This window comes from Caballeronia sp. BR00000012568055 (assembly GCF_029439455.1).
Taxonomy (GTDB): domain Bacteria; phylum Pseudomonadota; class Gammaproteobacteria; order Burkholderiales; family Burkholderiaceae; genus Caballeronia.
Genome location: NZ_JAQFVG010000298.1, coordinates 1 through 13,290, shown reverse-complemented (window position 1 = coordinate 13,290; position 13,290 = coordinate 1). Strand labels below are relative to the sequence as shown.

Below are 13,290 nucleotides of genomic sequence, written 5' to 3'. Positions count from 1 at the left end.
AATTTACTTCGAAGCAACGATCGTTCCGTTTTTGCCCGTTGGCTTCATCGGATAGCGAAACCAACGGGTTTAAGGCTTGTGTCGGTTACTCGTCATCCTCATCGTCAGTGGTGGTTGCGGCAGCCGGCGCCCCATACAGCTTGACCAAATCCTTCTTAAACGCCCCCAGCGGCCCACCAATCTCATCCACCATTTTCACTGTCGCCGCATACTGCGTCGGCCAGTCGTGAAGCTCGGTGGCAAAGATTTTCAAACGCGCCATCGTATCCAGCGCTTCATCGCGCTGGCCGGCGAGCGCCTGCAACACCGCATACCGACGCAGCACCGTCTCCCCAGGCAGCAACGCAATCGCTTTCCGATGCATCGCGAGCTTCATCGGCAAGTCCTGCGCGTTCATCGGCAGCAGCGTGGCGGCGCCATATTCGCCCCACGCGGTGAACAGGAACGACGGATCATCACGATACTGCTCCGCCGGCCGCGATCCGTAATACAGCACTTCCGCGCGGTTGTAATCGCGCAATGTCGGATAGAGCGTCGCCAGGCCGCCGAGCACCAGCACCACATACAAGCCGTACGACAAGGGGCGCGCGAACAAACGCATCGGCCGCGTCTCCAGCAAGCCGATCACCAGCATCGACGGCATCAGGAAGAACATGTACTGCTGCGGGTATTCGACCAGCGCGTGCATCATCAGCACGCCCAAAAACGACAAACCGAAAATGCGCGCAGGCGTCTGCGGTGCGCGCAGCACGCGGATCAGCCACAACACGATGCCGAGCACCAGAATAGCCATGCCGAGCGCGCCGGTCTTCGCCAGCAAATCGATAAAGATATCGTGCGCGTTGTTCGCGATTTCGACGCCGCCCAACTCGCGCACCATATCGAACTGATAACGCGGAAACTCGCCCCAGCCGACGCCCAGCAACGGATGCGTCTTGAACATCGTCCAGCCGTATTTCCACAGCGCGAGCCGTGGTGCGATTTGATTCGCGTCCTGCATACGCTCCGCCGCCGACTGCGCAAGGTCGAAGCCGAATCGCACGTTCGCCCAACGGACCGCGCCGTTCACCGCGAAGAACAGCACCGCCAGCACGACCGGCATGATCCACGCGCGCATATCGCGCTTGCCCGGACCGTCGAATCCATCGGAAGCCACCGCGCGCCCCTGCGCGAACGCCATCCAGAATCCGCCGACGATGATCACCGCCATCTGCAACCACGGCCCGCGCGACACCGTCAGCGCCAAACCAAGCGCAAACACCGCCGACACCGCGAGCCACAGCACCACCGGCAAGCGACGCGTCTGCACGTAAAACAGCGCGCCCGCCATCGCAAAGGCGATCACGGTCGCCAAGTGATTCGCCTGCGCCATATTGCCGAACGGACGCCGATCGACCATCACGTTATAGGCGACGACAAACGGCGTGAACTTCACCTCGAGATGGAACAACTGCACGATCTGGCAGAACACCGCGAACAGCCCGCCGACCATCAGCGCCGCCGCGCCGATGCGCAACGCCTTCTCGCCAAGTCCCGCACGCACGAGCCCGAAGCCCGTATGCACCGCAACGAACGATGCCAGCAGATACGCCCCGCCGAGCCAGTTCATCGATGGCTGCGCGACCGGCAGCAGCACCGTCTGCGCGACCAGCAGCACGCCGAACGCGAGCGGCATCAGCGCGATCATCGGTGAGGCGAACGGCACGCGCGGTTCGGATACGCGCACGAGCAGCGCGACCGTCGCGCCCAACGCAAGGTACAACGCGAGCGCGCTGTATTCGGCGTAGAACGTCGGTATCGGATACGTGTGGTTGACGACGCCGAAGGGAATCGTCAACGCGAAACACAGAACGGTAAAGCAGAGATAACGCGCGTATTGAGAAGGCATGAGGAACTGGGAACGTCGGCGACCGGCGCACTATACAAAACTTTGCGCCCCGCTGTTCGCCGAACGACCGGAAATGCCACGAAATCCGGGCCTTTCGCACAAAAAACACGCGTGCGCGCTGGTTTCCTTGCCGAACGAAAGCATAGGGCGTAGCGGCACGCGTGCTTCAATTCATGCCTTCATGGTCACGCGCGGCACTCCGGCGGCGCGAGATTCGCCGGCAACGTGGGCGCAGTCGCGGGAGACGGTCCCGCTCCAGGCGCAGGCAAGGACGACGACGCCTTCCCGCCCGCGAAACACTCCCACGTCAGCGTGCCCGCCTGCACCGAACCACGCGCCAGTGCGATACGCGCCGTCGGCGTATCGGCGTTATCGGGTGCGGACGGGACGAGCACGAGTGTGTTCGATCCCGCAGGCGCGACGCGCGTGGTGTACGCAATCGTGATCTGTCCGCTGTCGCTATCCACATGAATCGATTCGACATTGCGCGTGCCGGGCGGCGTCGCGTAGCCGCTTGCGAAGTCGGTTCCGCTCGATGCGTTCTCCGCCACCGCCAGCCGCGCCGATGACGCCAGCGCCATGCCCTCGCCCACGCGGCTGCGCGCCAGATAGTCCTGATACGCGGGAATCGCGTACGCCGCGATCACGCCGACGATCGCCAGCACGATCATCAATTCGATCAGCGTAAAGCCCTTCGCCGCCGTTTCCTGCGCACGGCCGAGCCATGCGCGCACACCGCGCCGCGCATCGGGCGCGGTCGCTTTCAAAGCCATCTTCGTCATTGCCACCTCGATAAGAAAAAAGCGCCTGCCCGCGTGATGCAGACAGGACGCTTCGATCGTATTGAGGATGGCGCGATTCCGGCAGTCAGCCAGATGGCATAGGCAAAACGGACGCTAGCTCGTGGCGCGATTGGTTTGAGCGAGCGCGCGGCGCTTGAGCATCCAACCCACGCCCACGACGAACACCGCGCCCGCGACCCGCGCGGCGTAAATCGCAAAATCCGTATTCAGCGCGGGCCAGCGATCGATAAACGGATCGTCGATGATCAGCCCGCCCGCGATCCACCCGAGCAAGCCCGCGCCGAGCAGCACGACCATCGGAAAGCGATCGAGCAGTTTGAGCACCAGCGTGCTGCCCCAGACGATCAGCGGAATGCTCACGATCAGCCCGAAAATCACCAGCGTCAGCCGATGCCGCGGATCGGCCGCCTCCGCCGCGCCGGCAATCGCGATCACGTTGTCGAGACTCATCACCGCATCCGCGACGATGATGGTTTTCACGGCCGTCCATAGCCGATCGGATGCGTTGACTTCGTGCTCGTCGTGGTCGGGCTGCATCAGCTTCACGCCGATCCACAGCAGCAGCATTCCGCCGACGAACTTGAGAAACGGGATATCGAGCAACATCACCGCGAACGCGATCAGCACGACGCGCAGCGCAATCGCCCCGAGCGTGCCGAGCACGATGCCGCGCGCGCGCTGCTGCGCCGGCAGATTGCGGCAGGCGAGCGCAATCACGACGGCGTTATCGCCACCAAGCAAGATATCGATGACGATGATCTGAACAACCGCGCCCCAATGGAGCGTCGCAAAGAATTCGAGCATAGAAAAAAAGCGAGGAAGCCAGCGCTCCCTCGCTTTTCAAAAACGAAAGGGTTCGGTAAGCGTACCAAACCCCGTCGCGTCGTGCCGGTTAGATAACCGACTTCAGCAGACGACCCATCTCCGACGGGTTCTTCGTGACCTTGATGCCGCACGCGTCCATGATTTCCAGCTTCGCGTCAGCCGTGTCCGCACCGCCCGAAATCAGCGCGCCGGCGTGGCCCATGCGCTTGCCCGGAGGCGCCGTCACGCCCGCGATAAAGCCGACGACCGGCTTCTTCATGTTGTCCTTGATCCAGTACGCAGCGTTCGCTTCGTCCGGGCCGCCGATTTCGCCGATCATGATGACGGCGTCCGTATCCGGATCGTCGTTGAACATCTTCATCACGTCGATGTGCTTCAGACCGTTGATCGGATCGCCGCCGATACCGACCGCCGACGACTGGCCGAGGCCGAGCGCCGTCAGTTGGCCGACTGCTTCGTACGTCAGCGTGCCCGAACGCGACACCACGCCGATGCGGCCCTTGCGGTGAATGTGACCCGGCATGATGCCGATCTTCAGTTCGTCCGGCGTGATCGTGCCGGGGCAGTTCGGTCCGAGCAGCAGCGTCTTGCGATTTTCGCGGCGCATGCGGTCCTTGATTTCCAGCATGTCGCGAACCGGAATGCCTTCCGTGATGCAGATCGCGAGATCCAGATCGGCTTCGACGGCTTCCCAGATCGCGGCAGCAGCGCCTGCGGGCGGCACGTAGATGACCGAAACGGTCGCGCCGGTTTCGGCCTTCGCTTCCTTGACGGATGCGTAGATTGGGATGCCTTCGAAATCTTCGCCGGCCTTCTTCGGATTCACGCCCGCGACGTAGGCTTCGCGGCCGTTTGCGTATTCACGGCAAGCGCGCGTGTGGAACTGGCCGGTCTTGCCGGTGATGCCCTGCGTGATGACCTTCGTGTCTTTGTTGATCAGAATCGACATGTAGTGACCTCTGTTCGTTTGGCGTCGCAACGCTTTCGCGCGCGCCGCCATTCGTATCTGGTGAACGCTCTCTTAGGCTTGCAAGCGGATGCGCTTACTTGCCTTCGGCAGCCGCGACGACCTTCTGCGCAGCCTCTTCCATGCTGTCCGCCGAAATGATCGGCAGGCCGGAATCAGCGAGCATCTTCTTGCCGAGGTCTTCGTTCGTGCCCTTCATGCGCACGACGAGCGGCACCTTCAGGTCCACGGCCTTCGACGCCGCGATCACGCCTTCCGCGATCACGTCGCAGCGCATGATGCCGCCAAAGATGTTCACGAGAATCGCCTTCAGGTTCGGGTTCTTCAGCATCAGCTTGAACGCTTCGGTCACCTTCTCCGTCGTCGCACCGCCGCCGACGTCCAGGAAGTTGGCCGGCTCGCCGCCGAACAGCTTGATGGTGTCCATCGTCGCCATGGCCAGACCTGCGCCGTTCACCAGACAGCCGATATTGCCGTCCAGCGAGATGTACGCGAGATCGAACTTCGAGGCTTCGACTTCAGCCGGATCTTCTTCGTCCAGATCGCGATACGCGACGATTTCCGGGTGACGGAACAGCGCGTTGGCGTCGAAGTTGAACTTGGCGTCCAGTGCGATGACCTTGCCGTCGCCGGTCAGGATCAGCGGGTTGATTTCCGCGAGCGATGCGTCGGTATCGAAGAAGGCCTTGTACAGACCTTGCAGGATCGCGCGCGCTTGCGGCACCGATGCGTCCGGAATGCCGATCTTGCGTGCGAGGTCGTCGGCTTCGGCGTCCTTCAGGCCCGTTGCGGGATCGACCGGCAGCTTGTGCAGCAACTCAGGCGTCTTTTCCGCGACTTCTTCGATGTCCATGCCGCCTTCGCTCGACGCCATCACGACGATCTTCTGCGAAACGCGATCCAGCACGAGGCCGACATACAGTTCTTTCTTGATGTCCGCGCCTTCTTCGATCAGCAGTCGATTGACCTTCTGGCCTTCCGGGCCGGTCTGGTGCGTGACGAGCTGCATGCCGAGGATCTGGTTCGAGTACTCACGAACCTGTTCGATCGACTTGGCAACCTTCACGCCACCGCCCTTACCACGGCCGCCAGCGTGAATTTGCGCCTTGACGACCCAAACCGGGCCGCCCAGCTCTTCCGCGGCCTTGACCGCATCATCCACCGAGAACACGGGTGTGCCGCGCGGGACCGCGACGCCGAATTTCCGCAGGATTTCCTTACCCTGGTACTCGTGAATCTTCATGCGTGATTCCTTCAGTCTGAGAGTTGGAGTGAACTTCTAGGAGTTGAACCGCTTATTACGTCGATTCTGGTTTTGGATTTATTTGGCTAGCCGCGCGGCCGTTCACGTTTCCGGCGTGTAATCGACCCAGCGCGGATGAAACTCTCGAACGGCGGGACCATCGAAGCGCAGCGCGTGACATTGGCCAAGCTGAAACGGAGGCTGGTCTTTCGCGCTGTGACCTGTGAAGGGATTACCGTCTTCGATCTTCCAGACGTCGCCCGCAAAGGCTTGCACGGCAGCAGTCGGCAATACCGCGCACATCTCCGTGAGATGCGTGCAGCCGACCACGCCACGCAGAAGCTTGTTGGCTTCGCGGCGAAAATTCTGAAGCAAATTGAGTCCGATGAGACTGCGATAGGCTGAATTCGACTCGGCGCATTGCTGACCGTAAGGCGACCACACCGACGACGCTTCTGCGTCAACGATAGTGAGCTTGCGGTCGATGGTGATGCGTAGCCAGAGTTCATGGATCGGCAGGCCATTTGGCCGGACGCCCGTCGCGAGGGGAAAATCGCGAGGCTTCTCATCGGTGAGCCGGGCTTCGATATCCCACAGGCCGTCGTCCCGCTCAAACGCTTCCAGCCGAATCACGCGCTGATGGCGCAATTTTCGGGAAACGGGCGGAGAAAGAGGCATGCTGGGTCGAAGCCGGAACGGGGAAAACCGTGGAATTTTAGCATATTGGGTATTTCTGGCCGGGCATGGTCCTCAGGCCCGCCCGTATTGGCTTTGCGGGTGCGATCAGTCGCCGTCGAATTCGTCGGCCCAGTCGTCTTCGCCACCTTTGAGGATCTTGCCGATTGTGCTGCCCGAAAAACCCCGTGCCGCCAGAAAGCGCGATTGTTTCGCCCGTTCGGCAGGCGTGTCGGGCGGAGTGCCGAACTTTTTCTCCCACACGGCGCGCGCACGTTCGGTCTCGGTTTGCGCGAGCTTGCCTGCGGTTTCGGTGATGAGCGTGTCGCCGACGGCGTGGCGCTTCAGTTCATCGATGATGCGCTTGCCGCCCATGCGCGTCGCCCGCCGATGCACGACGCTTTCAACGAAGCGCTCGTTCGAGAGCCAGCCGTCGCGCTCGAGGCCGTCGAGCACGGTATCGATGGAATCGTTCTCTTCGACATACGGACGCAGCTTGCGCGATAACTCCGCGCGCGAGTATTCGCGGCGCGAGAGATAGCCGAGCGCGCGGCCCTTCAGCGATAGCTTCGGGCGCTTTGCTGCTCTGAGTTCTTTTGCGGAAGCTTTGGCGCGTCTGCGATCGCTGGAACGGCTATAGACGGATTCGTCGGCCGCTGGCGGAGGAGGTTCCGAAGGCGCGCATTGTTCGAATGGCTCGAACGGATCGGCGTCGTCTTCGAACGCTGCGTCGGTAATTTGTGGCGTGGGACTGGGAGCGGGACTGCCAACGGGGCTGCCAACATCAACCACGCGCGCGGCTTTGGGTTGCTCGGCCGCTTGCTTCATCAGCACACGCGCATGCTCCAGACGATCCGCGCGGCTTTCTTCTTTTGCTTCATTTACAGCCGGTACATCATCAGCGCGATTCGAACCGTCGCCAGCACGGGCGCGCGATGCGCCCTGCTTGCCAGACTTCGGTCCGAACCGGCTTCTCAGCATACGACTAAGCGTAAAACGCGTTACTCGTCATCCGCCGTCGCTGCGCCTGCGGCGACTGCTTCACCCATTGCAGCCACGCCCAGCGATTCGCGGATCTTGTTCTCGATCTCGCGCGCGATGTCCGGATTCTCACGCAGGAATTCCCGCGCGTTGTCCTTACCCTGACCGATACGATCGCCGTTGTAGCTGTACCAGGCACCGGCTTTATCGACCAGCTTGGCTTGCACGCCCAAGTCGATAATCTCGCCCTGACGCGAAATACCTTCGCCGTAAAGAATGTCGAAGATGGCTTCGCGGAACGGCGGCGACACCTTGTTCTTCACCACCTTCACGCGTGTTTCGTTGCCGATCACTTCGTCGTTCTTCTTGATCGAACCGATCCGGCGAATATCCAGACGCACCGACGAGTAGAACTTCAGCGCGTTACCACCGGTGGTGGTTTCCGGATTGCCGAACATCACGCCGATCTTCATGCGGATCTGGTTGATGAAGATCACCAGACAGTTCGTACGCTTGATGGAACCGGTCAGCTTGCGCAGCGCCTGCGACATCAGACGCGCTTGCAGGCCGGGCAGCGAGTCGCCCATTTCGCCTTCGATTTCCGCCTTCGGCACCAGCGCCGCCACGGAGTCGATCACGATCATGTCGATGGAACCAGAGCGCACCAGCGCGTCCGTGATTTCCAGCGCCTGTTCGCCCGTGTCCGGCTGCGAGATCAGCAGTTCCGGCACATTCACGCCGAGCTTGCCCGCGTACTGCACATCAAGCGCGTGTTCCGCGTCAATAAACGCCGCCGTGCCGCCGAGCTTCTGCATTTCCGCGATCACTTGCAGCGTGAGCGTGGTCTTACCCGACGATCCCGGACCGTAGATTTCCACCACACGGCCACGCGGCAAGCCGCCGACGCCGAGCGCGATATCCAGTCCGAGCGAACCTGTGGAGACCACCTGAATGTCTTCCACCGCCTCACCTGCGCCGAGCCGCATGATCGACCCTTTGCCGAATTGCTTTTCGATCTGCGAGAGCGCGGCAGTCAGCGCCTTGCTCTTCTCTGCAGTCATTCCAGCCGGGCCTTTCTTGCTTTCTTCCATGAATCGTCCTTTGCTATGATGAACGGCGTCTGAGGCAGTGTTCACGGCTGACTGCCGCTCTTAATGAGCACGCAATCCCGCCCTTCCCACTCACGCAGACACTGTATAAAAAAACAGTAGTTTTTGCAAGCCCGAACATCGCGCCGATGCGTTTTTTCCACGCCACGCGAACCGCAAAAACCACCCAAAACCCGGAGACCGCCGCGCCGCGCACATGCGCTGCCGGCAAGCTCGGCACACCAAGGCGCACACCACGATGCGAATCCTCATTGCCGAAGACGACAGCATACTCGCCGATGGCCTGGTTCGATCACTCCGCCAATCGGGATACGCCGTTGACCATGTGAAGCACGGCGTCGAGGCCGATACAGCCCTCACGCTGCAGCCTTTCGACCTGCTGATTCTCGACCTCGGACTTCCGCTGATGCCAGGCCTGGAGGTGCTTCGGCGGCTTCGCGCACGCAATTCGCAGATGCCGGTTTTGATCCTCACCGCCGCCGATTCCGTCGATGAAAGAGTCAAGGGACTCGACCTCGGCGCCGATGACTACATGGCCAAACCCTTCGCGCTGAACGAGCTGGAAGCGCGCGTGCGTGCGCTGACACGTCGCGGCGCGGGGGGCGGTCCGACCGTCGTGAAACACGGTTCGCTGTGCTTCGATCAGGTCGGGCGGATCGCGTCGATCGGCGATCAGGTGATCGATTTGTCCGCGCGCGAACTCGGCGTGCTCGAAGTGCTGTTGCAACGAACGGGCCGGCTGGTATCGAAGGAACAGTTGGTGAATCACTTGTGCGAGTGGGGCGAGGAAGTCAGCAACAACGCGATCGAGGTCTACGTGCATCGGCTGAGGAAGAAGATCGAGCCGAGCGGCGCGAAGATCATCACGGTACGCGGGCTGGGTTACACGCTCGAGAAGGCGTCGAGCAGCGCGCCCGCGGCTCACCACTGAGCGATATACATGGCGTCGCCCGCTTCCACCCGCCGACAGGAATCGAACGATTCCGATGCCGAGCGCGACGCCCGCTACGCCAATCCGTTCGCGCCGCCCGACGAAATCGAATCCGACAACGAAGCGCATCCGCGCTCGCTGTTCGGCGAGATTCTCGACTGGATGCTCGCGCCTTTGCTGCTACTCTGGCCGATGAGCATCGCGGTCACGTATCTGGTCGCGAAGTCGATCGCCAACGGGCCGTTCGACCGCGCACTCGAAGCCGATGCCTACGTCATCGCGCGGCAAATCCAGCCGGTCAACGGCGTGGCCGAACTGCGTCTGCCCGAAGCGACGCGCGATTTCCTGCGCGCCGATAACGTCGATAGCGTGTTCTTTCAGGTGCTCGGCACGCGCGGCGAACTGGTCGGCGGCGACCGCGATATGCCCTTGCCGCATGAAGATGACCGGCCGCAGCCGGGCATCGTCGAATTTCGGGACGATGTGCTGCGCGGCAACGATATCCGCGTCGCCTATACAACCGTCGATCTGCCCGCGCTCGCGCCCGGACGCGATCCCGAAAGCCGCCAGCCCGTGCTCGTGCAAGTCGCAGAAACGCTCGACAAACGCAGCGCGCTTGCCAACGACATCATCAAAGGCGTGATCCTGCCGCAGTTCGTGATTCTGCCGCTGGCCATCGTGCTGGTCTGGTTCGGGCTGTCGCGCGGACTCGCGCCGCTGCACGCGTTGCAATCGAATATCCGCGCGCGCCGGCCGGACGATCTTTCGCCGCTGGAAGCGGGCCGCGCGCCGCCGGAAATCGCGCCGCTGGTGGCATCGTTCAATGACTTGCTGACGCGGCTCGAACAGAACATGGAGTTCCAGAAGCGCTTTATCGCCGATGCCGCGCATCAGATGAAGACGCCGCTCGCGGGCTTGCGCATGCAGGCGGAACTGGCGTTGCGGCAGGATGTATCGATGGAAGTGCAGCGTTCGCTCGAACAGATCGCGACGAGTTCGGAGCACGCGGCGCGGCTCGTCACGCAATTGCTGGCGCTGGCGCGCGCGGAGAATCGCGCGACGGGGCAAATCTTTACGGAGATCGAACTGTCGGCGCTGGCGCGTCTCGCCGTGCGCGACTGGGTGCAGGCGGCGCTTGCCAAAGGCATGGATCTCGGTTTCGAAGAACCGCCCTTTCCGGTCGAAGTACAAGGCAACGTGGTCATGCTGCGCGAGTTGCTGTCCAATCTCGTCGATAACGCCATCCGCTACACGCCCGCTGGCGGACGCATCACCGTGCGCGTGCGGACCGATGAACACGAACTCGACTTCGTGCACCTCGAAGTGGAAGACACCGGACTCGGCATTCCCGCCGCCGAACGGGGACGCGTGACCGAGCGCTTCTACCGCATTCTCGGACGCGAAGGCGACGGCAGCGGCCTGGGCCTTGCCATAGTCAAGGAAATCACGGCGATGCACGGCGGCACGCTCGCAATCGAAGACCATGTCTATCAGCAGACACCGCGACTCGCGGGCACGCTGGTGCGCGTGACCCTGCAGCGGGTTTTTCCTATGCGGGACAAACCCTGAGCGTCAGAACGCCGTAAGTTTTCGTTCCAATAATCGTCTCACCGGACCGCTTCAGGCGGGACGATGACAACGAGTGGCTGAAAGACCAATCAGGAGACGATTCATGGCTACGGTCGAACAACGCATCTCACACGCGCCGATGACAAGCGAAGAAAGGAAAGTGATCTTCGCGTCGTCGCTCGGCACCGTGTTCGAGTGGTACGACTTCTATCTGGCGGGCTCGCTCGCTATCTACATCAGCAAGACGTTTTTCTCGGGCGTCAATCCGACGGCCGGCTTCATCTTTACCCTGCTCGGCTTCGCGGCGGGCTTCGCGGTGCGTCCGTTCGGCGCGATCGTGTTCGGGCGGCTCGGCGATATGGTCGGGCGCAAGTACACGTTCCTGGTGACCATCGTCATCATGGGTTTATCGACGTTTCTGATCGGCTTCCTGCCGGGATACGCGACCATAGGCATTGCGGCGCCCGTCATTTTCATTGCGATGCGCCTACTGCAAGGTCTCGCGCTCGGCGGCGAGTACGGCGGCGCTGCGACCTACGTGGCCGAACACGCGCCCGCGAACAAGCGCGGCGCATGGACCGCGTGGATTCAGACGACGGCGACGCTTGGCCTGTTCATCTCGCTGATCGTGATTCTCGCGGTCCGCACGATGGTCGGCGAAGAACAGTTCGGCGCATGGGCGTGGCGCGTGCCGTTCCTCGTGTCGATTCTGCTGCTGGCGGTGTCGGTGTGGATTCGCATGAAGCTGCACGAGTCGCCGGTGTTCGAGCGCATCAAGTCGGAAGGCAAGACCTCGAAAGCGCCGCTGACCGAAGCGTTCGGTGAATGGAAAAACCTGAAGATCGTGCTGCTCGCACTGTTCGGTCTGACGGCGGGCCAGGCGGTCGTCTGGTACACGGGCCAGTTCTACTCGCTGTTCTTCCTCACGCAAACTTTGAAAGTCGATGGCACCAGCGCGAACATCATGGTCGCGGTGGCGTTGTTGATCGGCACGCCGTTCTTCGTGTTCTTCGGCTCGTTGTCGGATCGTATCGGCCGCAAGCCGATCATCATGGCGGGCTGCCTGATCGCCGCGTTGAGCTTCTTCCCGCTGTTCAAGGCGCTGGCGCACTACACGAACCCGACGCTCGAAGCTGCGACGCAGAAGTCGCCAATCGTGGTGATCTCGAATCCGGACGAGTGCTCGTTCCAGTTCAATCCGGTGGGCACGTCGAAGTTCACGTCGTCGTGCGATATCGCCAAGAGCGCGCTGTCGAAAGCCGGTCTCAACTATGAGAACGTGGCCGCGCCGGCAGGCACACTCGCGCAGATCAAGGTCGGCGAAACCGTGGTGAACACGTACGACGGCAAGGGACCGGACGCAAAGGCTCAGGGCGCAGCGTTCGACAAAACGCTGGCGGGTACGCTCAAGAGCGCGGGCTATCCGGCGAAGGCCGATCCGGCGCTCATCAACTGGCCGATGGCGATCGTGATCCTCACCATCCTCGTGATCTTCGTGACGATGGTCTACGGCCCGATCGCAGCGATGCTGGTCGAGATGTTCCCCGCGCGGATTCGCTATACGTCGATGTCGCTGCCGTATCACATCGGCAATGGCTGGTTCGGCGGGTTCCTGCCTGCTACGGCGTTTGCCATTGTCGCGGCCAAGGGCGATATCTATTCGGGCTTGTGGTATCCAATCGTGATTGCGCTGGCGACCTTCGTGATCGGCATGTTGTTTGTGAAGGACACGCGCAAGTCGAACGTGTATCACGAGGATTGATTTCGGGGCGTTTCCCTTCCGCGCGAGGTTGATGAAGAAAATGCGCGGAAGGGGTTGACACTCGTTTCGGAGATCGCCATAATCTCGCTTCTCTTGGCGAATTAGCTCAGCCGGTTAGAGCGACGGAATCATAATCCGCAGGTCCGGGGTTCGAATCCCTGATTCGCCACCAGTTTCACTAAAGCCCTGACTTGTCAGGGCTTTTTTCATTTCCGGGCGCGCCCGGGGGTCCAAGAAGGTGGTCCACTCTTAACCGAGTGAGCCCATGCGCCTTGCGTCCCATCTCCGCCGTTCCCGACACGGCGTTTATTCATTCCGCCTCGTCCTTCCCGCCCCTCTTCGAGCCGCGCTTGGCCAAAGAGAAATCAAGCGCTCTCTCGGCACGAAAAGCCCGACGGCAGCCCGCCTCTTGGCTTACCATCTGTCGGCAAAGATGATTCCGATCGTTGAGGAGGCGAAACGCTTGGCCGCGCATTTTGACCCTGACCGCATTGACGCGGATTCGATCCGAAAGCTCATCGTGGAGGGCTTGCGCAT

General features: G+C 61.6%; 12 protein-coding genes and 1 tRNA gene. 5 read left to right on the top strand and 8 right to left on the bottom strand.

Annotated features, from left to right (window positions below; all coding sequences use genetic code 11):
* Positions 1–85 precede the first annotated feature (85 nt).
* The 8 genes from P7F28_RS18550 to recA all read right to left on the bottom strand — a co-directional run bounded on the left by P7F28_RS18550 (position 86) and on the right by recA (position 8,473).
* On the bottom strand, positions 86–1,888 hold the full coding sequence (locus P7F28_RS18550) for a Wzy polymerase domain-containing protein (protein WP_277186052.1): 1,803 nt from the start codon (positions 1,886–1,888) through the stop codon (positions 86–88).
* 185 nt (positions 1,889–2,073) lie between these two features.
* A complete protein-coding gene (locus P7F28_RS18545) occupies positions 2,074–2,670 on the bottom strand; it encodes a pilin (protein WP_277186051.1) in 597 nt (198 codons plus the stop codon).
* 114 nt (positions 2,671–2,784) lie between these two features.
* Complete coding sequence (locus tag P7F28_RS18540) at positions 2,785–3,495, bottom strand: TerC family protein (protein WP_277186050.1); 711 nt, start codon at positions 3,493–3,495, stop codon at positions 2,785–2,787.
* Between the two features lie 88 nt (positions 3,496–3,583).
* Positions 3,584–4,465, bottom strand: a complete 882-nt coding sequence (gene sucD / locus P7F28_RS18535; RefSeq protein WP_277186049.1) for a succinate--CoA ligase subunit alpha — start codon at positions 4,463–4,465, stop codon at positions 3,584–3,586.
* Positions 4,466–4,559: 94 nt separating this feature from the next.
* Positions 4,560–5,741 (bottom strand): ADP-forming succinate--CoA ligase subunit beta, encoded by a 1,182-nt coding sequence (gene sucC, locus P7F28_RS18530; RefSeq protein ID WP_306805944.1) that lies wholly within the window; start codon positions 5,739–5,741, stop codon positions 4,560–4,562.
* 87 nt (positions 5,742–5,828) lie between these two features.
* Positions 5,829–6,404: a DUF2889 domain-containing protein gene (locus P7F28_RS18525; protein ID WP_277186047.1), complete on the bottom strand. Its 576-nt coding sequence runs from the start codon at positions 6,402–6,404 to the stop codon at positions 5,829–5,831.
* A 105-nt stretch (positions 6,405–6,509) separates the two neighbouring features.
* Positions 6,510–7,382 (bottom strand): recombination regulator RecX, encoded by an 873-nt coding sequence (recX, locus tag P7F28_RS18520; RefSeq protein ID WP_277186046.1) that lies wholly within the window; start codon positions 7,380–7,382, stop codon positions 6,510–6,512.
* A gap of 20 nt (positions 7,383–7,402) precedes the next feature.
* Positions 7,403–8,473 (bottom strand): recombinase RecA, encoded by a 1,071-nt coding sequence (gene recA / locus P7F28_RS18515; RefSeq protein ID WP_277186045.1) that lies wholly within the window; start codon positions 8,471–8,473, stop codon positions 7,403–7,405.
* 256 nt (positions 8,474–8,729) lie between these two features.
* Here recA and P7F28_RS18510 point away from each other — a divergent pair, with 256 nt between their 5' ends.
* The 5 genes from P7F28_RS18510 to P7F28_RS33880 all read left to right on the top strand — a co-directional run.
* On the top strand, positions 8,730–9,422 hold the full coding sequence (locus P7F28_RS18510; RefSeq protein ID WP_277186044.1) for a response regulator transcription factor: 693 nt from the start codon (positions 8,730–8,732) through the stop codon (positions 9,420–9,422).
* 9 nt (positions 9,423–9,431) lie between these two features.
* Positions 9,432–10,991 (top strand): sensor histidine kinase, encoded by a 1,560-nt coding sequence (locus P7F28_RS18505; RefSeq protein ID WP_277186043.1) that lies wholly within the window; start codon positions 9,432–9,434, stop codon positions 10,989–10,991.
* Between the two features lie 103 nt (positions 10,992–11,094).
* Positions 11,095–12,753, top strand: a complete 1,659-nt coding sequence (locus P7F28_RS18500; RefSeq protein WP_277186042.1) for an MFS transporter — start codon at positions 11,095–11,097, stop codon at positions 12,751–12,753.
* A gap of 95 nt (positions 12,754–12,848) precedes the next feature.
* Positions 12,849–12,925 (top strand) — tRNA-Met (locus P7F28_RS18495).
* A 93-nt stretch (positions 12,926–13,018) separates the two neighbouring features.
* The coding region (locus P7F28_RS33880; RefSeq protein WP_368860341.1) for a DUF6538 domain-containing protein at positions 13,019–13,290 on the top strand (272 nt) is incomplete at its 3' end.